The organism is Glycomyces arizonensis DSM 44726 (genome assembly GCF_000482705.1).
GTDB classification, from domain to species: domain Bacteria; phylum Actinomycetota; class Actinomycetes; order Mycobacteriales; family Micromonosporaceae; genus Glycomyces; species Glycomyces arizonensis.
This window is the reverse complement of record NZ_AXWO01000007.1, coordinates 19,882-39,939: the sequence shown is the minus strand read 5'-3', so window position 1 is coordinate 39,939 and position 20,058 is coordinate 19,882. Positions and strand designations below refer to the sequence as shown.

The window sequence follows — 20,058 nt, the reverse complement described above, 5'->3', positions numbered from 1 at the left end:
CCGCTCAGATCAGCGACCGTGTCCGACATCCTTGATCGTCATCACCGCACGGCCGGATCCGGCAGGGTCTGGAAGTCCTGGCGCGGCGGTCTGACCCAGTCCCGGATCACCTCTCACCGCCGCGGGCGATCACACGGTGAGCTGAGCGAACACCAGCGGCCACCAGGCGTCCTCTTGGAAGGCGTTGGGGTCGAGCCGCTTGAGGGTCCGCCGCAGTTCGACGGCGCGCTCGATCCTGCCTCCCGCCCCCTCGTCGGCGTCGATGAAGCGCGCGAAGTGGTAGAGGGACTCCACGAACAGCCCGAACGTCGAGTTCACGCCGCGGACGTCGTGGCGTTCGAGGTCGAGCTGCAGGATGCCGCCCGTCTCCGGTTCCATGACGTACAGCAGGTTCATGTCGTCTTCGAGCGCGCCGACGACCATGAAGCTGATGTCGAGGTCGGCGTCCTCGGCGGCGAGGCGGATCGTCTCGTACAGCTCGACGTCGCCCTCGACGCGAGCGGTGTAGACGGGGCCGACCGCCGACGGAATCTCGTCGCCTTCGGGGAGGGCGCCTGCGGGAAGGCCCTTCTCGATCCAGAACTCCTTGGGATACGAGAGCGTCTCGTCTTCGCCCCATACTGCGCGATACCGAGCCGGTGCAGTCACAGCGCTTCCTCTTCCCCGGTCGTTCGGCGGCCGCCCCGCATGCCCCAGGCGTGCCGATCCGATACCGGGCCGGCCGGTACCGGGCGGCGGCGCCCAAGCGTACCTTGGCATGTCGTCGCGGTCCGGTCCGAATCCGACCGCGACGCGAGGCCGAGCCGCGGCCGGTCGAAGCACCCGCGGGCGCGTTCCGGGTCGGCCTGGCGCGACGCGAGACCGAGTCGCCGCATCCCGTTGGGGCGCTTGAAGGACGCGTTCAGCGCTCACCGCCGCGGTAGGCGGGCGCGAGGGACGGGTCCGGCGCGTACTCGAACGGATCGTCGCGGTCGCACTGCAGCCAGCCGTCGCGGACGTAGAGGCGCGCGACCTGGACGGTGGAGCCGCGGCCGCCGCCGGGATGTGTGAAGTAGTACAAGTAGGCCTCGTCGTCGCCCTGCGGGAGGGCCATCGCGTGGTGGCCGAGGGCCTCGTCATAGGCGCGCTTGCCGGGGGCCGCGAGCAGCGGCGCGGGCTGACGGTGCCAGGAGCGCAGATCGGTGGAGCGGTAGACGAGCAGGCCGCTCCAGCCGTCGGTCACCATCCAGCAGACGCCGCCGAGTTCGAAGACGGTGGGGCCCTCCTGGCTCTGGTCGGTGGCGGCGGGACCCGCGGTCGTCCAGTGATGGAGGTCGTCGGAGTCGGCGGTGTAGATGTGGGAGTCGCGGCGCTCGTCCTTGTACCACATGCGCCATGTGCCGCCGGGCAGCCGGTGGACGGCGGCGTCGATGGCGCGCTCGGTGCCGAGGTCAAGTGTGGACCGGTACTGCCAGCTTTCGAGGTCCGCGGAGGTGTAGTGGCGGATCTCGGCGGGGCCGGACCAGTCCTCGCGCACGCCTTCGAGGTAGGTGACATACATGTGCCAAGTGCCGTCGTGGCGCATGACCTCCGGCGCCCACCAGGTGTTGCCGCCGGGGCCGTCGCCGATCGCGGTGCCGGTGTAGGTCCATTCGCGGCCATCGGAGCTGACGGCGTGGCCGATGTCGGTGTCGTGGACCCAGGCGACGCCCGCGTCGGGCTGGTTGGCCCGGCGCTGCGTGTAGAACAGGTGCCACAGCGCTCCGGCGGGATCGTAGACGACGGTGGGGTCGGTCGGGCCGTTGAAGACGGGGTCGGTGAACAGCGGTGCGGGCGCCGGGTGCTCGGGGCCGCGGGTGCCTCTGGTCTCGCCGATCGTCATTGATCCTCCCAGGGTCGAGTCTCGCAGACGCGAGCTTTGGATAGCGCTTGCCGAAGGGTTGGGCTCCACATTACTGACCAGATACCGCGACGCCAACTTTTGCGCCGATCGGCCTTCCGCCGCGCGAGCGGAACGGGTGAGCAAGAGCATTCCTCGTGTTCATCGTCATGGCGCATTTCGCACGCAGAGAGACCGATCGCACCGGCATCACTACAGGCGGGGAGATTTCGCCCACTGTTCCTGAAGCGCCCGGATTCCCTGTGTTCCGGTAACGTGAAGACATGGACCTCAACGCGGACCTGGGGGAGGGTTTCGGACGCTGGGAGCTCACCGACGACGTCGCACTGCTGCGCGTCGTCACGAGCGCCAATGTCGCGTGCGGTTTTCACGCCGGGGACCCCCTCACGCTCCAGCGCGTCTGCACGGCCGCCGCCGCGGGCGGCGTCCGGATCGGCGCGCAGGTGTCCTACCGGGACCTCGCCGGGTTCGGTCGTCGCGAGATGGACGTGCCCCCCGTCGAACTGGCCGCGGAGATCGCCTACCAGATCGGTGCGCTCCAAGTCTTCGCGAGAGCCGCGGGCACCGAGGTCCGCTATGTCAAACCCCATGGAGCGCTTTACCATCGAGCGGGACGTGACGCCGCGCAGGCCAGCGCCGTCATCGAGGGCGCGCGCATCGCCGGAGTGGACGTGCTGCTGTGCCAGCTCGAGTCGGAGCTCGACCGGGCCGCGAAGACCGCGGGCCTCCGGGTCGTCGGCGAATGCTTCGCCGATCGGGCCTACCAGAGCGACGGGCGCCTTGTGCCCCGCGGCGGGCCGGGCGCGCTGCTCGACCGCGCGGCGGCTGTGGCGCAGGCGGTCGACCTGGCCGCCCACGGCGAGGTGGCGACGGTCGACGGGGCCCGCATCCGCGTCGAGGCGGCCTCCATCTGCGTCCACGGCGATGGACCTGATTCCGTCGCGACCAGCGAGGCGATTCGTTCCGCATTGGACACCAAAGGCATCAAAGTGGAGGCCTTCCTGTGACTGCTCCGCAAACCAGGACGACGCCGGGCGGGCGGCTCAAGCCGCTCCCGTCGGGCCCGCGCGGCGTCCTCATCGACTGCGGCACCGGCGAAACCGCTCGTGCCTGCTACCGCGCACTGCAGGCCCGGCGCGTCAACGGCTCGCTCGAGGCCACCGACCTGATCCCCGGCGCCACCACCGTCCTGGTGGACGGCGTCGAGGAGCCTGAGCTGCTGGCCGCCGAGATCCCCGGCTGGGTGCTGACCGACGACACCGAGCACGCGGGCGAGACCATCGAGATCCCGGTCTGCTACGACGGACCGGACCTCGATGCCGTCGCCGAGCTGTGGGGCGTCGCGCCCGAGGAGGTGGGCGGCATCCACGCCTCGGCGCAGTATGAGGCGGCGTTCTGCGGCTTCACACCGGGCTTCTCCTACCTCGAAGGGCTGCCTGAGCGGTACCACACGCCCAGGCGGGAGAACCCCCGCACTTCGGTGCCTGCCGGTTCGGTCGCCGTCGGCGGGCCATATACCGGGGTGTATCCGCGGTCGAGCCCGGGCGGCTGGCAGCTCATCGCGACCATGACCAACCCTGGGCGGCTGTGGAACGAGCACCGCGAGCCTGCGGCGCTGCTCGTGCCCGGCACGCGCGTTCGCTTTGCGAAGGTTGACATCTGATGTTCACTCGAGTTCGGCGCCGCGGGCAGGAGAAGGCATGAGCCACATCGAGATCATCCGCTCCGGGGTCTTGACGACCTGCCAGGACGCCGGGCGCTCCGGCTGGGCGCACCTGGCGGTGCCGCCTTCGGGCGCAGCCGACCGCCCTTCATGGCGACTTGCGAACCAACTGGCGGGCAATGCGACCGGAGCCTGCGCTCTGGAGACGACGTTGACCGGGTGCACCGTTCGCGCGCACCGCAACGTCACCGTCGTGGTCGGCGGCGCGCCGTGCGCCGTGACCGTCGACGGGCGCCCCGAGGCGTGGGGGCAGCCGGTGAAACTCGCCGCCGGATCGGTGCTGGACGCCGGTCCGGCCGAGGTCGGCGTGCGCTCTTATCTGGCATTCTCCGGTGGGCTGCATCCGAAGGCGAGTCTCGGCTCGCACTCGACGTGCCTGCTGTCGGGGCTCGGCCCGGCTCCGATCAAGGACGGCGACACGATCCCGCTGGGCCCGAGCCCGGCGCATCCACCGCTGCCGACCCAGTGGCCCGCCCCGTGGGCGGGGGTGAGTGACGAGCTGGTGATGAAGCTGCACCTCGGCCCCCGGCTGGACTGGTTCACCACCGACGCGGCGAACGAGCTGACCAAGGGCGTCTGGACGGTCTCGGAGCACTCCAACCGGATCGGGCTGCGGCTGGAAGGACCCTCGTTGCGGCACAAGGACCCTGGAACGGAACTGCCCAGTGAGGGGATTGTCGCCGGGAGCCTACAGGTGCCCCCGAACGGCCAGCCGATCCTCTTCGGCGCCGACCACCCGACGACCGGCGGCTACCCGGTGATCGGCGTAGTGGGCGCAGCGGCTCAAGCGGCCGCCGCGCAGGCCAGACCGGGAACCCGAATCCGCTTCGCTCCCATCCCCATGCCCCACTGGCAAGAAATGCTATAGGATATAGGGTTCCGCCGTGGACGCCTTCACCCCGACATCCCACTCGTGTGTTTTCCTATAACCTATAACCTCCCATTGTCGTTTGAGTCTTTAGCTTTCTATAGCCTATAAGCCAGTAATTCAGCTTATAGACTATAAATTTCGAGGTTATAGATTATAGATTTTATGCACCGTTGTCGGCTCGGCGCAGGGCGACCGTTCCTCGCTCATGCCTGAGTCGCTGCGACTCGAATTGCGGAAACTGTTCGGTCCACCGCTGCACGATCGCGCGCTCGTCGGCGCGGTTCGCGTCGTCGAGGACGACCAGAGCGCTCTCGGAAAGCCGGTCCGCCAACAACGGCAGCGCCGGGTATCGCGCCTGGGGGCCGGTATCGCCGGGCGGGCCGTCGACCAGCAGCATGTCGATCTCGCCGGACGGGATTGCCTCCACGTCGTACCAGCGCCACGCCTGACCATCGATCACCACATCGGACAGTTCGGCGTCGGCGACCTCGGCCCACTCGGTGAGTCCACGCTCGGACAGCTCGTGACGGGTGAGGGCGGCGTAGTGCGGATTGTGCTCCAGAGCGGTCACCTTGCCCGAGCCGAGTGAGCGCATCGCATAGGCCATGACCACCGTGGTGGTGCCCGAACCGCATTCCAAGACGCCAGTGCGCCGACGCTCCATGATCTCTTCGTAGAGAAAGCGCAGCAGCTCGGGACCGGCCGCCCAGTTGCGCATGCGGGGCAGCGACTGGCCCGGGTCGATGTCCCGGTAGAGCGCGAGGAGATCCTCGAACTGAGCGTATCCGGTGCGGGTCTGGCCCTTCGCCGCCGCGCGATTCTGTTTGAGCTGCTGCTCGAGCGAGTCGAGGCGCCCCATGATCTCCGATTGCGAGTCGCGCAGCTCCTTGATGGCTCCTGCCAGCTCATTCACGCTGTTCGCCAGCTCGATCAGCAGCATACGGTCGGATTGTGGCACCACAGCCTCCTCGGACGACGTCGCGGACGGTCGATCCCGCTGAGGCAACAGTATTGAAGCGGCGCCCTTCTCCGGTCAGCGGGGGCGAAAAGTCACTTTCGGGGCGGAGGAAGGACAATGCCGTAAGGCGACGGTTCGTCGGCAGTGCACCGCTAATGACTCTCTGGCCGGAGCGAAGTCGCGCGCGGGCCCTGGCCCGGATGACCTGTGTGCGGCAATGCCTCCCGGCCTAGGCGATGTCGCGCTGGGCGATGTCGACTACTCACGGGACCTGCTGATGCGCCCCTAATCCCTCCAGAGCCTGGGCGAAGTCGGCTATGAGGTCCTCAGTCGCCTCGATGCCCGCCGAGAAGCGGATGAGGTCCTCGTGGATGCCGTCGGCCTCCACCGTCCCCGGCCCGGTGTGGGCGCCCATCGCCGGTCGCGTCACCAGTGACTCCACCCCACCGAGGCTCGAAGCGGCATAGGGCAGACGCAGCGACTTGATCAGCGCCTCCGCCGCGCTCACGCCGCCGACCGGGCGGAACGACAGCACCGACCCGAAGCCGTCGAACAGCGCCACCGCCCGCTCGTGATCGGGGTGCGAGACCAGGCCGGGATGGCTGACGTGCGCGATCCGCTCATGCGAGGCGAGGAACTCGGCCAGCGCGAGCGCATTGGCGTTCTGCGCGCGCACCCGCAGCGCCAGCGTCTTGAGGCCGCGCGCGAGCAGGAACGCCGCATGCGGGTCGAGACTCCCCCCGTAGGCGCCGAGCACCGAGGCGACCGCCGCGATCCGCCGCGCCGAACCGGTGACGACCCCGGCGGCGATGTCGGAGTGGCCGTTGAGCGCCTTGGTAGCCGAATGGCACACCAGATCGAAACCGACACCGTGCGGTCGAAAGTTCACCGGAGTGGCGAACGTGTTGTCGATGATCGAGGTCAGGCCGTGGCGCCGCGCGAATCGGGCGACTCCGGCCAGGTCCCCGACCCGGATGAGCGGGTTCGTGATGCTCTCGACCAGGAACGCCTTCGTGTTGGGGCGCAGCGCCCCCGCCCAGGCGTCGGCGTCGGCGGGATCGACCAGGTCGAACGTCCAGCCGAGGCGCTCCGCGTACTCGGCGAGGAACCGGTACGTCCCGCCGTAGAACGTGCCGCCGGCGATGAGATGGTCGCCCGCGCTCAAGGCGCTGTGCAGCGCGCCGGTGATGGCGGCCATCCCCGAGGCGGTGGCGACGGCGGCCTCGGCCCCTTCGAGGACGGCGAGCCTGCGATGCAGGTGACGCTGCGTGGGATTGGTGCCGAGCCGGATATACCTGACGTCGTCCACCGAGCTCCCTGGAGCGGACTCGAACACCGTGCCCTGGTAGATCGGGAAGACCACCGAGCCGTCCGCGGCGGGCCGCGGCTCGCCGCCGTGCACCGCCAGGGTCTCGAACCGCGTGCGCTCATCGCTCATCTGACCGACGTTACGGCGGCTTCATAGGCCGAACAACGGATTGTCCTTAATTTCCGCTAACGTCTCGCGGCACTCCGATCAGGAGATCGATCAGCCGTCGCTCGCCCGGCCACGCCGCGAGGATCACGTCCGGAGGCACGCTGCGGGCGGCGTAGCGCAGCGCCAAGGCCACCACGACGACGTCGTCGAGTGGGCCGATGACCGGCAGGAACTCGGGGATGAGGTCGATCGGGCTGGCCAGATAGACCCCGGCGAGCACGACGACGACCTTGGCGCGCCGGGGCACCGCCGGGTGGCCCTTGAGGCGCCTGACGGTGGTGACGCAGTCGGGGATGAACGCGGCCAGGTCGCGCAGCAGCCCGGGCGGGAGCCGCCGCGCCAGCAGCACGAGCAGCGCCCATCCGGCGACGACGAGCAGGAGCAGTGCCGCGGGCCCGATGAGCCATTCGGCCACGGCCGGGCCTACCGCCGTTCCTGGTCGAGACTGGCGAGGTAGGCGTTGTAGACCTCGTGCGGGTCGTCTTCGAGGTGTCCGCTCGCCTTGGCGCGCTCGGCCATCCGGTCGAGGCGGCGTCCCTCGCGCTCCTCGGAGCGCGACCACTGGGCGATGAGGGCGCCGATGATGATCAGGCTCGGGATCTCCCCGAAGCCCCAGGCGATGCCGCCGCCCGCCTTCTGGTCGGCGAGGAGGTCGTTCATCCACGGCAGGGCGAGCCCGGTGTACCAGTCGGCGGCGATGACGCTGGTGCCCATCATGAGGGTGACCCCGAAGATGGCGTGGAAGATGATCGACACGAAGTACAGCAGGACCTTCGCCGGGTAGGTGAGCCGCCGCGGCTTGGGGTCGGGGCCGATGACCACCCAGAAGAACAGGCACCCGGCGAGCAGGAAGTGCGCGGTCATGAACAGGTGCCCGAAGTGGGACCCCATCGCCCACTCGAACATGCCGGTGAAGTACATGACGTACAGGCTGGTGAGGTAGATCAGCAGTGCGGTCAGCGGGTGGGCGACGGCCTTCGAGAAGCGGCTGTGGACGAACGCGAGCAGCCATTCGCGGGGGCCGCCGGCGCGGTTCGGCGGGATCGCGCGCAGTGCGAGCGTGACGGGCGCGGCCAGGACCAAGAGGACCGGCGCGAGCATGTTGAGCGCCATGTGCTGCACCATGTGCGCACTGAACATGACCAGGCCGTACTTGCCGAGCCCCGAGGAGGTGACGAGGACGACGACGGCCCAGCCGCCGATCCACAGCGCGGTCCGGTACCACGGCCAGGCGTCGCCGCGGCGGCGCAGCCGCACGACCCCGGCGACGTAGAAGCCGACGCCCGCGAGGGCGAGGGTGCACAGCAGCACCGACGGGTACCAGTCGAGGACCAGCGAGGAGAACGTCATCGGCCCGGGCGTGGGGAAGCCGAGCGCGGCGGTGTTCGGGTCGGCGAGCTCCTCGGCGGGCGGCGGGGTGACCGACAGGGACGAGGCGAGACCGAAGGCGACGCCCATGAGTGCCAGCTCGACGGCGGCGAGCCGCACGAACGCGCGGCGGTCGCCGGCCTCGACGGCGGGGAGGGTGCGGCGGCGGTGCGTCCAGCCGAGGACGCCGCCGACGGCGAGGACGGCGAGCTTGGCGAGGGCGATGCGCCCGTAGCCCGACTCCCACAGGTCGGTGACGGCCACGTTCGCGACGAAGACGACCAGTCCGGACGCGGCGATGGCCGGATAGGCGAACGCGGCGGCGTTCGAGTAGCGGCGCGCGGCCGTCCCGGGGTTCGAGCGGGCGATGAAGAGGGCGAACAGGCCGCCGACCCAGAAGGCGGCGGCGACGACGTGGATGAGGAGCCCGTCGACGGCGATCTGGTGGTTGCCGTTGGCCGAGGAGTGCCCGGTGAAGACCGGCGGGAGGGTCGCCAGCAGCGCGAACGCGGCGGCGGCCATCGCGCCGAAGACGCGGAACGAGCGCGCCGCGCACAGGGCCGCGACGGCGGCCAGCAGCGCGGCGAGCACGAGGCTCTGACCCGATTCGAACTCGGTGACGTAGAACCAGACGTCCTCGGCCGTGACCTGGTCCAGCGACCGGGCGGCGAGGTTCGCGTACTCGACGGGCAGGCGCACCAGCGCGACCAGCGCCCACAGGCCCGAGGCGATGGCGCCGACGCGCAGCCAGCGCCACGACTGCGCGGTGAGTCGGGCCCGATCGCCCTCGCGTCCGGGGAGGAAGCAGGCGGCGGCGACGGTGCATCCCACGGCGGCGAGCATGGCGAGGTCGTAGACGTACTTGAGCAGGCCGGACGCCCACGTCACGACCGGGTCGACCGCAGAGAGGCCCGGCAGGTCCTCGATCTCGACGGCCCCGCCGAGCTGGAGGGCGATCACCGCGGCGACCGCGCCGACCACCGCGGCCGCGAACACGGCGAGCGCTCGCCACCCGGAGTGCCCGAACAGGCGCGGGCCGGGTCGGTTCGCCGCGCCGTCGACGGGTATGGTGTCGGCGGTGTTTTCGCTGCTCTCGGTCGACGTGGTCACGTAACCCATCCTGACGGATCGTTCCAGTTCACGCCCCACCGGGTGGGGTCGCCAGTCGCCGAGGACTCCCCGGCGGGCCGCTGCGACCGGGGCACCGGCGATGTCGGGGCGATAAGGCATCCTGGTTCGCAATGGGAACCATTGAACGACGCGGCGACATCATGAACCTGCTGCACGGAACGGGCGGTGTCCTCGGCAACATGCACTTCACCCTCGACGGGTCCGACGACCCTTCGAATGTGCTCAACCTCATGAGCTTGGACGCCTATGTCACCGGGGCGCAACCGCACGCCGTGGTGCGCTCCCTCGACGCGGTCGGGGACGACGCCGACCTGATCCCGGAGGGCGGCGAGCTGGTCCGCTCGATCTCGGGCACCTCCTTCCTTCAGCTCGTGCGCGGCGGGGACTGGACGCTGCGCACGCAGCGTTGGCGCGACGGCTCGGGCCAGGCGGTGGTGACGGCCGAGACGCGCGAGCGCGCCGAGGAGATCGCCGGTTTCGTCGTCGACCAGGCCGGCTCGCCGGAGGAGCTGGGCGACGACAAGGTCGACATGGGGTTCTGGTACCGCTCGGCGCGGGGGCCGTTCCGTTCGACGCGGTCGATCGCGGCACCCGAGTGGCCCGAGATCGCGCAGAACTACTCGTCCGGCTCGGCCTCGGCGCTGGGGAAGCTCATGGCGACGCAGTCCTCGGACGTGGCGGGGCGGCTGGTGCTGCTGCACGGCCCGCCCGGGACGGGCAAGACGACGGCGCTGCGGGCGCTGGCGCGCGAGTGGGCGGGCTGGTGCCAGGTGGACACGGTGCTGGACCCCGAGGCGTTCTTCGCCGATCCCTCCTATCTGATGGAGGTGATCATCGGTTCGGAGATGGACTTGAGCCTGGGCGACGACGAGTCGAAGGGCGAGGGCTGGCGGCTGATGATCCTCGAGGACTGCGACGAGCTGATCCGCGGCGAGGCGAAGGAGGCGTCGGGCCAGTCGCTGGCGCGGCTGCTGAACCTGACGGACGGTCTGCTGGGGCAGGGCCGCGAGATCATGGTGGCGATCACGACGAACGAGCGGCTCGACCGGCTGCATCCGGCGGTGGTGCGCCCGGGCCGGTGCCTGGCGCAGATCGAGGTGGGCGAGCTGTCGCCCTCGGAGTCGGCGGACTGGCTGGGCGGCGAGTCGGTGACGCGTCCGATGACGCTGGCGGAGCTGTACTCGCGTCGCAGCGGCACGGACCCGACGGCAACCGAGCCGCGGATCCCGCAGCAGTCCATCGGCCAGTACCTCTAGCGTCTCTGCGGCGAAATCGACACGGCCAACCACAGCAGTGTGAAGGTTATATCCTATAACCATCCTCACTCTATAGGGTATATCCTATAAATCACAAGCGGCTATAGGATATAACGATTGGCTTGTGCGGTGCGGCGGTGCCACTGGACCGGGCCCGTTCAGCTCCAGAGGTCGACCGGCCAGGCCGTGAGCTCCGGTGTCTCGTAGTCGTCATCGGTCATGATGATCTCGCCCGGCGCGAAGGCGGAGACGCTGCCGGGCAGGGCGACGCCTTCACCTGTATCGAGATTATAGGCTATAACGTTATAGTCGCTCCAGCCCCACATGCTCGCGTCGCCGTGGATCCACAGCGTCGACCCGATCACCGTGGCCTGGCTCTGGCTGCCGACATCGGCGGTCGCGCGCCAGCGTTCCTCGCCCGTTCCGATGTCGTACGCGACCAGATTGTCCTCTTCGGATTCCCAATCGGTCGCGATGAGAGTGCCGCCATCCGGGCTGAGCGCGTACGCCTGGCCTTCGGCCGGTGCCGTCCAGACCGCCTCGCCGGTGGCGACGTCGACGACGGCCGGGGTGTTCTCGACCGTCAAGGGCAGCTTGCCGTCATACGCGGTGATCGCGGGCAGGTCGCCGCAGGAGCTGAGGTCGCCGGACTTCCGCGTCGCTACAGCGGCCTCCCAGGCCGGCTCCGATTCGCCGAGGCGGTAGGCGGTGACGGCGGCCGTGCAGCCGTCCGCCGGATTGTCGTCCCAGTCGTCGTAGACGAGCATGGTGTCGCCCGCGAGATCGACACTGGCCTGCGTCGGCACGCTGCCGAGGCTGTCGCCGTTCTCGTAGACGGTGACCGTCCGGCTGTCGTGCCCGGTCGGGAAGGACTCGACGACGAGCCGCTCGGGAGCGGCCTCGCCGGTCCACGAACTCCCCGACACGACCCGCGCGCTCGCGTACGTCGGCGTCGACCAGAGGGTGGACAGGTCGACCGGGTCGCGCGCGTAGAGGGTGCAGTCGCCGATGTGGTCGTCCTGCTCACCAGTGCACTCGGTCATCATCACCGCGTCGGAGAAGACCGTCACGAACGAGGACTCCTCGTCGTGCCAGACCTCCTCGCCGGTGCCGAGGTCGAGCGCGACCGTGTCCTGCCTGCCCGGCCACGGCTCGTCGTCCTCCAGGACGTCCTCCGACCCTTCACCCGAGATGACGACGACCTCCCCGGCGACGCCGATCTCGGGGGCGTAGTCCTCCCACGTGTGCTCCCAGACGGTCTCGTCGTCGGCGATCAACCGCAGCGAGCCGTCCGTGCGGACCAGGGTCCCCTGGTCGACCTGGGTCACCGCGCCGGAGTCGGCGTCGAGCCGGTAGGACCACAGCGGCTCGCCGTCGTAGACGCTCACGCTCTCGGGCGGTTCGGGCTCGGATTCGGTGGAGCCCTCGTCGACCGTGATGGTGTTGTTCACCCCCTTGATCTCCCCGTCCGGCCAATCCGCCTCGCCGGAGCGGCTCGGCCTCATGATGGCGGGAAGGGCGAACGCGAGCACCAGCGAACCGACCGCGACCGCGGCGACGCCGATCTGCACGTACAGCGGCCAGCTTCGCAGCTCGCGCCACATGCCGTGGGGGTCGCGTCGCTCGTCGTACATCGGGTCCTCCCGGGCTCGGAGTCCACTCCTGGTCACTTGGCACCATAACGAGCGGTGGCAAATTTGCGACCGGTCGCTAGCATCGGCCAGATCGAGCCCCGAGCCTTACCGGATGTGCCCATGTCGACGACCGAGCCCCCCGTCTCGCTACCTCGCCGCGAAGCTCTGCGCACCGGCTGGGTCGTCCTGCTGTCGCTGCTGACACTCATCCCGCTCGCCGTGTGGGATGAGACACGCGAACCCGACAGTCCAGTCGAGATCGTCGAGGCCTTCCTGGAGGCGGTGCACGACAAGGACCTCGATCGGGCGTTCGGTTACATCGACGGCAGCATCCCGGTCGGAGAGGAAGCGGCGTTCCTGCATCCCGACGCCATCGACGACGACTGGGAGGTCCTCGACCTCACCGAGTCCGAGGGCCGCTACTCGTCGGAGACGGTGGTGCGGGTGACGATCGGGCATCCTGACGGCACCGCCGAGGGTCGCTTCATCGTCGAGGAGTTCGACGACGAACTGACCATCCAGGACCCGTTCCAACCGGTGACGTTCGCGGCCTCCTCACAGCTCGAACTCCAGGTCAACGACCGCGTGGTGGAGCGAGTTGCGGAGGCGCCGTACCAGGACCTGATCTATGCCCCGAACCAGCGGTACGAACTGCTGCCGGGCATCTACCGCTTCTTCGGCAGTGAACCGGTCGCGCTGCTCGACGCCGACGAGACCGAGGCGATCACCGTCGGCGCCCCCGATGCCGAGCCGACACCCGAGCAGATCGCGGCCGTCCAGGCTGCGGTCAACGAGCGCATCGACGCGTGCGTGGAGTACCGGCTCCCCGATCCGCCAGGGTGCCCGTTCTCGACCGACGGCCAGGTCGACACCGTGGACCACCAGCGGGTGGAGGACATCGAAGACCTGGTGTGGACGGTGTCGGAGTATCCGAAGGTGACGGTGGCCCCCGGCATCGACTTGTACAGCCAGCCGGCGCTCGTCGTCACCTTTGACGAACCGGGTCGGCTCGAACTGCAGGGAACGGGCACGACCGATTTCGACCATTGGAATGCGTTCACCGCCGCCTGCCACTTCGGCGGCGGCGAGCTGGTGGTCCTGCTGCGCGGTGACGACGCCGTCGAGCTCGCGCCGCTGGGCGTGACCGAAACCGACACCTGCCGGGGGACCGAATGAGCAGCACGGAGCACGGAATGCGCGAGCGGGTCCTGGCCTGGGCGAGCCCGCGCCGCTGGTCGATTCTCGTCGAAGCGGTGCTCGCGGTGCTGCTGGCGCTGCTCGCCTGGCCGATCGCGGCAATCGGCGGCGACGATGACGAGCAGGTCCAGGTCGTCACCGACTACCTCGAAGCGCTGCGCGACGGCGATGTCGAGGCCGCGAACGAGTACATCGGCGAGGGCTTGTTCCCTGAGGCCGACAAGTCCTGGCTCACCGAGGAGGCGCTCTCGGGGGACTGGGAGATCGAATCCGTGGCGCACCGGTCCGCTTCCGACCTCTACGTCCACGCCGTGATCAGCTCCGGCGGCCAGACTGCGGAAACCGTCTTCGTCGTGGAGGACGCCGATGAGGGGCCGCGCATCACCAACCCCTACATGTACTTGGCGGTTCCCTCGGGGCCGCTCCAAGCACTCGAGCTGAACGGCCAGTGGAACGTTCCTCAAGTGCTGGAGGAGTACAGCATGGCGCAGGTGGCACTGTTCCCCGGCTCGTACGACCTGTTCGAGGACGTGCAGGGCTTCTCGGGCGAGAACGCGGTGTCGTTCCTCGCCATGCCGCAGGACCTGCCCATAGCGTTGACGAGCCTGGCGGGCGGCGCGATCGCGTCCAACGGCGGGCTTGAAGAACAGCTCAACGCCGATCTGGCCGCCTGGATCGACTTCTGCGCGCAGAGCGAGGAGGCCGCGCCGGAGGGCTGCCCCTTCTCGGCCGAGTCGTCCTCCTACGGTCCCGGCATTGTCGACGACGGCATCACGGAGTTCGAGGAGGTCCAGGACTTGACGTGGACCGTGGACGTGTACCCGCATCTGCGGATCGGTCCCGACATGGTGCTCACCACCGTCGCGCCCGGGTGGGTGACGCTGTCCGGCAGCGGCGTCCCCAAATGGGAGGGCACCGGCACATCGCTCCAAGGCCGGTGCAGGATCAGCCTGTCCTCCGTCGACGTGAACCTGCTCGCCGGCGGCCAGTTCGAATTCACCTCCACTGAGGACCTCTCCTCCACCTGTGGCCGCGGATTGACCTGAGTGTCCTTCACGAACGGACCAGTGCCGAGCACACCGCCACGGTCGCAAACACACCGATCGGTGAACCGATCATCTGCGGCGGCCACCGGAGCTTCAACACGCGATTTCGGACATTCCACGGTTTACCGAGCAGACGACGCCCATTGAATGTAACGTATGCTCTCGACTGCCCCCGGTCGTGGCAATACGGTTCGCATGGGGGAAACAGTGTCCAATTCGCTCGCCTCGGCGCGGTCGAGCGCGCCTTCACGGCGCCAGTCGCTGATCGGCCGCCTCGGCATCGTCGGCGCCGTCGCGGCGGTCGGCCTCGCCGCACTGGCCGTCTCGGGCACCAGGCAGGCGGCGCTCGCCGATGTGGCCTCACTCAACCCGCTCGATCCCGCACTGGACTTCAACGCCTTCATCGAGGGCGACACCGTTCTGACGGAGCACGAGATGGAAGGCCCCCTCGCGACCGGCGGCAACCTCGCCATGCAGGGTCTCTACGAGATCGACATCCAGGACAACGCCACCTTCTTCGATGGGAACGACCCTCTGCCGAGCTCCCTGGTCGTCGGCGGCCGCATGGACTGGGACGGCAGCACAACGGCCGGCATCGCCAAAGTGCTCGGCAACGGGTACGTGAAGGTCGGCGACCTCACCGGCACCGAAGTGTTCACCACCGACAACAACGGCGCGAGCCAGCCGACTCGGCTGGCCCCCATCGGCTCGGTCTACGACGATCCGCCGCCGCGCGTGGAGACTGTCGTGAGGCAGCCCGCCGACACGGTGGCGTCCTCGCCGATCGACTTCGGTACGGCCTTCGCCGATATGCGGTCCTACTCGGACGATCTCGCGGTCTGCGCGAACACCGTGACGATGCTCGACAGCAGAGAGGGCGGTTCGCCGGTCGCGAAGGGCGAAGTCCAGGAGAACCAGCAGATCTACATCGAGCTGACCGATGGCCAGACCAACGTCCTCAACGTCACCGGCGAGGACCTCAACAACATGAGCGATCTGACCTTCGTCAACGCGCCGACGGCCGACAGGCCGCTGCTGATCAACGTCGACGCCTCCGCTACGGGCGGCGTCTTCGACTGGGACGTCGCCACCCAGGCAGGCATCGGCGGTGCGCAGGCGCCCTACATCCTGTGGAACTTCAACGACACCACCGAACTGACGCTCATCGGCGGCGACAGCGTGGAAGGCAGCATCTACGCTCCCGACGCCGACTTCACCGACTTGAGCGCCACCAACGTCGAAGGCCAGATCGTGGCGGCGAACGCCCGGCTCGGAACGGTCGAGTTCAACGGCGGGGAGACGCACTACTTCCCGTTCGACGCCGAGCTCAGCTGCGAGTCGGACGTCGAGCCGAGCCCGTCGGTCACGACCGACGAACCGACCACCGATGAGCCGACCACCGACGAACCCACGACCGACGAACCCACCACGGACGAACCCACCACGGACGAACCCACCACGGACGAACCCACGACCGACGAACCCACGACCGACGAACCCACCACGGACGAACCCACGACCGACGAACCCACGACCGACGAACCCACCACGGACGAACCCACGACGAACATGCCGACCACCGATGTCCCGACCACCGACATGCCCACCACGGACATGCCGACGAGCGACATGCCGAGCTCCGAGGTGCCCAGTTCCGAGGTGCCGACTTCTGAAGCGCCAACGAGCGGCGCCCCGAGCTCGGAGGCACCGTCCTCTGAAGCGCCCGACTCCGAGGCGCCGGTCGTTCCGGACGAACCCGGCGGGATGCTCGCGACCACCGGTTCCACGCTGATCCCGCTGGGCATCGCAGCAGTAGCCCTGCTGGCGGCCGGCACGGCGGTGCTGATACTCAGCAAGCGCCGACGCCGACTCCAGTAACCGAGTGTCATAGGACCCCCGTACCGTTCGATCGAACCGATCGACACGTACGGGGGCCCCATGAAGTTCAGGAAGATCGACGACGACCGCTCGATGCGCCGGCCCGTCGTCGAGGCCGAGAGGCTCGTCGCGCTGACCGACGACCTCGATTTCGACTTCGAGTACAGCGAGCGCCTGCTCAAGGACGCCGACTGGTCGGAGCAGAGCGGCGATGGGATCCTCGAGTCCAGCGCCGTCAAGAACGCCAACCTGGCTGGTGCGGCGCTGTCCCCCTTGGAGATCGTCGACGTGACCGTCGACCGCTCGGTGCTCTCCAACGGGCGCTGGGAGCAGGTGACGGCGCGGCGGGTGGAGATCACCGACAGCCAGCTCGTCGGGTGGCAGGCCCAGTTCTCCATGGCCACCGACGTCTACATAGCCGACTGCCGCGCCGACTTCGCCGGGATATCGATCGGCACCGCGAAGGGCGCGGTGGTCTTCGAGCGGTGCCGCTTCATGAACGCGTCCTTCCTGGGCGACCTGTCGAAGGCGGTGTTCATCGACTGCGCGTTCCCCGGCGCGGACTTCGCGCGCGTGGCGAAGGCGCAGGGGTGCGACATGCGCCGCTCGGACCTGAGCGGCGTGAGCGGCCTGATGAGCCTCAAGGGCGCGCTCATCACGGCCGACCAGGCCGTCGAGATCGCCGGGGAGCTCGCGGTCGCGGCGGGCTTCAAGCTCGCGTAGCCGGATTCAGCGGCGTCCGACGCGGACGCCGACGCGCGGCAGGTAGAGCACTGCGGCCGCCACCATCGCGGCCGCGAAGACCACCAGCAGCACGATCGGGTACCCGATGCCGAGGCCGCCGTCCCGGACGCCGAACGAATTGAGCGAGTCGAACAGCGCGATCATGGCCGTCGGGTTGTCCGGGTCCACGGTGAAGGCCTGCCATACCGTGTCGTTCGCGTTCACCATCCAGACGACCATGCCGACGAGGGCGACGAGCGGCCAGGCCGCGGCGGCGAACGCGCCGTTCGCCTTCGCAGAGGGCGTGCCGAGCGCCGTCGCCGACCGGCGGCGGTCCTCCAGCCCCCAGAACAGGGCGGTGAACACGAACAGCGCGGGGACGGCGATCCAGGCTCGGGGTATGAGCGCGGTGAAGGTGGACAGCGCGTCGGCTTCGACCAGTGCCTCGTAGTTGGCCAGCACCAGCGGGCCCGAGCCAACGAACAGCCACGGGGCGAACAGCAGCAGCAGCCAGCGCGAGCCGTCTCCGAGGGGACGCAGCACACCGATCGCGAAGGCGCCCGCGAGCGCGGCCACCAAGGCGACCCCTGTGGTGATGAGCGGTGGACCCCAGGTGCGGACCATGATGTCGGTGGCGTCGCTCCCCCCGTGCGGACCGCCGGTCATGCGCGTCAGCCACGGCAGCAGGTTGAAGACGACGCCCGCCGCGAACGCGATCAGCAGCAGGATTCCCGGCACGCCCGGCCCGGCCCGGAACGCCCTGGGCTCGCCCGGTCCGGGCGTGACCTCGATGCGGGTCCGGGTCAGGATGAACAGCAGGGCCGCACCGATCCCCAGCACGGCCAGGATGGCGAGCAGCAGCACCGCCTCGGCCGCGCCGTATCCGAAGTCGCCGGTGGTGAACCCGTGAAAGAACACCTGGTACAGCGGGACCATGCCCGGCTCGGTGGGGAAGCCGACGATGTAGGTGAAGGTGAACGTCTGGAGCGCCGCGGCGGTCAGCGCGAAGGCGGTGAGCCCCGCGGCGGTCACGACGGTCGCGGCGGGTCTCGCAGGACCGTCGCCGCCCCTGAAGGCGGCGAGGGCGACGAGGACACCGGATCCGAAGACCACGCCGGAGATGAGTCCCGTCCAGTTGAGCAGGCCCGCGTCCCCGAAGGTGCCTTGGTCGTAGGTGCTGAGGAACCAGGCGACGACCAGAGCGGCCGGAGCGAAGGCGACGACGGCGAGGCCGCAGACGATCCTGGCGGCCATGCGGGCCCCGGTTCCGGCGAGGTGCAGGCACCAGGCGACGAGCGAGGCGACGACGGCGCCCGAGACGACGGTGCTGAGGGCGACGACGGCGACCGGCAGCATCCCGGCGAAGAAGTCGCCGTCGCTGAAGAGGTGTTCGAAATTCGCCCCGCCCACCGATTCGGTCCCGCTCAGGAAATTGCCCGATTCGAAGCTCATGGTGAGCGTGCGCAGGGTGGGGAGAATGTAGGCGAAGAGGGTGGGGACCAGGGTGAGGGCCAGGAGCGCAAGACCGAGGCCGAGTCGCAGCCCGCTGCTCCGCGGCGGCGGTCCCGGCGGCATCTGGCCGGGCGACGTGCGACCGGGTGCCTGATGGCCGGGCGCCGGTTGGATCGGCGGGTACTGGCCCGGCTGGGAGGGTCCGTTCGACTGCTGGCGATCGTTCACGGTGACTCCTCGGGGATGAGTCGGATTCGATCCTCACTGTAATGTGATCACGCCAACACCGGTTCCGGGTCAACGGCGGTCCCATCAGCACCGGCGTTCGGCGGTGGACCGCGTTCCAGAGCACCGGCGTTCGACACGGCCGTACGCCGGCCGCAGCGCCGCCTCGCGGAACGCCTCGCCTCGGGAGGTCAGACCCGCCCGGACGGTGGCGACCTCCGCGAGAGGGCGCAGCCTCCCTCCGGTCGCCCCGCGCGCCTCGGTGCGCACCGCACCCCCGCCTGGAAGTCGCTGTCCGGTAGGACGAACCCACGCGCGTCTCGGTGTACGCCTGGCAAGCGGGTCCGACGCCACCGTCGTCAAGGCGTTGTCGCGGTTCGCGGTGTGCGACCGGCAAACGCGGGGCCGCCGATGCTGACCTGGTCGGACCGGCGCACGCCTCGGTGCGCAGTTCGCGTTGGCGAACTCGCCGCAGACGCGGTCGCCGGACGCACGCGCGCACCCGTCGCCCGCCCCCACGCACGGCGTGAACGTCACCCGGTCCGCAAAACTCCACCCCGCCGCAGGCGCCCGCCTCACGCACGGCGTGAACGTGCGGTGGAGTCGAACCCACGCTCGCACCTGTCGCCTTTCCCATGGCGCGGCCGCGGACCGGGCGGTCGGCGTCGGCCTCACGCACGCACCTGTCACCTCCTCGGCGCACGGCCCCGGCACGCAACCTCGGCACACGACTCCAGTGCACGGCCTCAGCGCACCGCTCCGGCGCACGGCTCGGTGATCCCCGGCATCACCGAGCCGAGCGAGCGGCGTCACCCCGATACGGTGCGCTTACGATGCAGATCAGACCCGGCACGACCACCCGATGCGAGGTACACCGTGTTCGCCAATCCCGTCTTCCGCTACCGCATGCTGACGCTGGCCGAAGGCTGGTCCTTCGTCCTGCTCCTGGTGTTCGGCTCCCTCCTGAGCCGTATCTCGGAGATCGACTTGGTGATGCCGCTGGGCTCGCTCCACGGTCTGCTGTTCGTGCTGCTGGTGGTGGCGACCCTCGTCATTCGCCGCCGCCTGGGATGGGGCCTCGGCATGACGCTGGTGGCCCTCGTGGCGGCGGTGGTCCCGCTGGCGCCGTTCGTGCTCCACCGCTGGAAGCGGGCCGAGCTCCTCGCGGCGGAGCGGGCCGCCGAACCGGTCCGCGCCTGATCACACCCGGCGGCGGCCCCCGCTCACCCGTCCACCGGCC

17 protein-coding genes are annotated in these 20,058 nt (G+C 69.4%); 9 read left to right on the top strand and 8 right to left on the bottom strand.

Annotation, left to right across the window (positions count from 1 at the left end; all coding sequences use genetic code 11):
- Nucleotides 1-129: 129 nt before the first annotated feature.
- Both H613_RS0108155 and H613_RS0108150 read right to left on the bottom strand, forming a co-directional pair.
- Nucleotides 130-648 carry an SUKH-4 family immunity protein gene (locus H613_RS0108155; RefSeq protein ID WP_026923408.1) on the bottom strand — a complete coding sequence of 173 codons (519 nt, stop codon included), beginning with the start codon at nucleotides 646-648 and terminating at the stop codon, nucleotides 130-132.
- Nucleotides 649-901: 253 nt separating this feature from the next.
- Nucleotides 902-1,861, bottom strand: coding sequence for a glycoside hydrolase family protein (locus H613_RS0108150; RefSeq protein ID WP_026923407.1), 960 nt, complete (start codon nucleotides 1,859-1,861; stop codon nucleotides 902-904).
- Nucleotides 1,862-2,142: 281 nt separating this feature from the next.
- Here H613_RS0108150 and H613_RS0108145 point away from each other — a divergent pair, with 281 nt between their 5' ends.
- Genes H613_RS0108145 through H613_RS0108135 form a run of 3 tightly spaced genes read left to right on the top strand, consistent with a single transcriptional unit; the run spans nucleotide 2,143 to nucleotide 4,470 of the window.
- Nucleotides 2,143-2,886: a LamB/YcsF family protein gene (locus tag H613_RS0108145; protein WP_026923406.1), complete on the top strand. Its 744-nt coding sequence runs from the start codon at nucleotides 2,143-2,145 to the stop codon at nucleotides 2,884-2,886.
- Complete coding sequence (locus H613_RS0108140) at nucleotides 2,883-3,542, top strand: 5-oxoprolinase subunit B family protein (RefSeq protein WP_051393105.1); 660 nt, start codon at nucleotides 2,883-2,885, stop codon at nucleotides 3,540-3,542. The genes H613_RS0108145 and H613_RS0108140 overlap by 4 nt, the downstream gene beginning before the upstream one ends.
- Nucleotides 3,543-3,579: 37 nt before the next feature.
- The gene (locus tag H613_RS0108135; protein WP_026923404.1) at nucleotides 3,580-4,470 is read left to right on the top strand and encodes a 5-oxoprolinase subunit C family protein; all 891 of its coding nucleotides are present in this window, start codon (nucleotides 3,580-3,582) and stop codon (nucleotides 4,468-4,470) included.
- Nucleotides 4,471-4,633: 163 nt separating this feature from the next.
- Here the strand turns inward: H613_RS0108135 and H613_RS25295 are convergent, their stop codons facing one another.
- The 4 genes from H613_RS25295 to H613_RS25290 form a co-directional block, all read right to left on the bottom strand.
- Nucleotides 4,634-5,413, bottom strand: coding sequence for a class I SAM-dependent methyltransferase (locus H613_RS25295; protein WP_051393104.1), 780 nt, complete (start codon nucleotides 5,411-5,413; stop codon nucleotides 4,634-4,636).
- 280 nt (nucleotides 5,414-5,693) lie between these two features.
- Nucleotides 5,694-6,869 (bottom strand): trans-sulfuration enzyme family protein, encoded by a 1,176-nt coding sequence (locus H613_RS0108125; RefSeq protein ID WP_026923403.1) that lies wholly within the window; start codon nucleotides 6,867-6,869, stop codon nucleotides 5,694-5,696.
- A gap of 46 nt (nucleotides 6,870-6,915) precedes the next feature.
- The gene (locus H613_RS0108120) at nucleotides 6,916-7,323 is read right to left on the bottom strand and encodes a YkvA family protein (protein WP_026923402.1); all 408 of its coding nucleotides are present in this window, start codon (nucleotides 7,321-7,323) and stop codon (nucleotides 6,916-6,918) included.
- An 8-nt stretch (nucleotides 7,324-7,331) separates the two neighbouring features.
- Complete coding sequence (locus H613_RS25290; protein WP_156925900.1) at nucleotides 7,332-9,386, bottom strand: bifunctional copper resistance protein CopD/cytochrome c oxidase assembly protein; 2,055 nt, start codon at nucleotides 9,384-9,386, stop codon at nucleotides 7,332-7,334.
- 131 nt (nucleotides 9,387-9,517) lie between these two features.
- Here H613_RS25290 and H613_RS0108110 point away from each other — a divergent pair, with 131 nt between their 5' ends.
- The gene (locus H613_RS0108110; RefSeq protein ID WP_084546458.1) at nucleotides 9,518-10,663 is read left to right on the top strand and encodes a DUF5925 domain-containing protein; all 1,146 of its coding nucleotides are present in this window, start codon (nucleotides 9,518-9,520) and stop codon (nucleotides 10,661-10,663) included.
- Between the two features lie 158 nt (nucleotides 10,664-10,821).
- Here the strand turns inward: H613_RS0108110 and H613_RS0108105 are convergent, their stop codons facing one another.
- Nucleotides 10,822-12,297, bottom strand: coding sequence for an outer membrane protein assembly factor BamB family protein (locus H613_RS0108105; RefSeq protein WP_026923400.1), 1,476 nt, complete (start codon nucleotides 12,295-12,297; stop codon nucleotides 10,822-10,824).
- A gap of 120 nt (nucleotides 12,298-12,417) precedes the next feature.
- Here H613_RS0108105 and H613_RS0108100 point away from each other — a divergent pair, with 120 nt between their 5' ends.
- The 4 genes from H613_RS0108100 to H613_RS0108085 all read left to right on the top strand — a co-directional run bounded on the left by H613_RS0108100 (nucleotide 12,418) and on the right by H613_RS0108085 (nucleotide 17,141).
- On the top strand, nucleotides 12,418-13,473 hold the full coding sequence (locus tag H613_RS0108100; protein WP_026923399.1) for a hypothetical protein: 1,056 nt from the start codon (nucleotides 12,418-12,420) through the stop codon (nucleotides 13,471-13,473).
- A 17-nt stretch (nucleotides 13,474-13,490) separates the two neighbouring features.
- On the top strand, nucleotides 13,491-14,540 hold the full coding sequence (locus H613_RS0108095) for a hypothetical protein (protein WP_026923398.1): 1,050 nt from the start codon (nucleotides 13,491-13,493) through the stop codon (nucleotides 14,538-14,540).
- A 207-nt stretch (nucleotides 14,541-14,747) separates the two neighbouring features.
- On the top strand, nucleotides 14,748-16,418 hold the full coding sequence (locus H613_RS25285; protein ID WP_051393102.1) for a collagen-binding domain-containing protein: 1,671 nt from the start codon (nucleotides 14,748-14,750) through the stop codon (nucleotides 16,416-16,418).
- Between the two features lie 60 nt (nucleotides 16,419-16,478).
- Nucleotides 16,479-17,141 (top strand): pentapeptide repeat-containing protein, encoded by a 663-nt coding sequence (locus tag H613_RS0108085; protein ID WP_026923397.1) that lies wholly within the window; start codon nucleotides 16,479-16,481, stop codon nucleotides 17,139-17,141.
- 6 nt (nucleotides 17,142-17,147) lie between these two features.
- Here the strand turns inward: H613_RS0108085 and H613_RS25280 are convergent, their stop codons facing one another.
- Complete coding sequence (locus H613_RS25280; RefSeq protein ID WP_035737064.1) at nucleotides 17,148-18,821, bottom strand: ABC transporter permease family protein; 1,674 nt, start codon at nucleotides 18,819-18,821, stop codon at nucleotides 17,148-17,150.
- Between the two features lie 873 nt (nucleotides 18,822-19,694).
- On the opposite strand from H613_RS25280, the gene H613_RS31325 reads away from it, so the two are divergent.
- Nucleotides 19,695-20,018 carry a DUF3817 domain-containing protein gene (locus tag H613_RS31325; RefSeq protein WP_051393101.1) on the top strand — a complete coding sequence of 108 codons (324 nt, stop codon included), beginning with the start codon at nucleotides 19,695-19,697 and terminating at the stop codon, nucleotides 20,016-20,018.
- Nucleotides 20,019-20,058 lie beyond the last annotated feature (40 nt).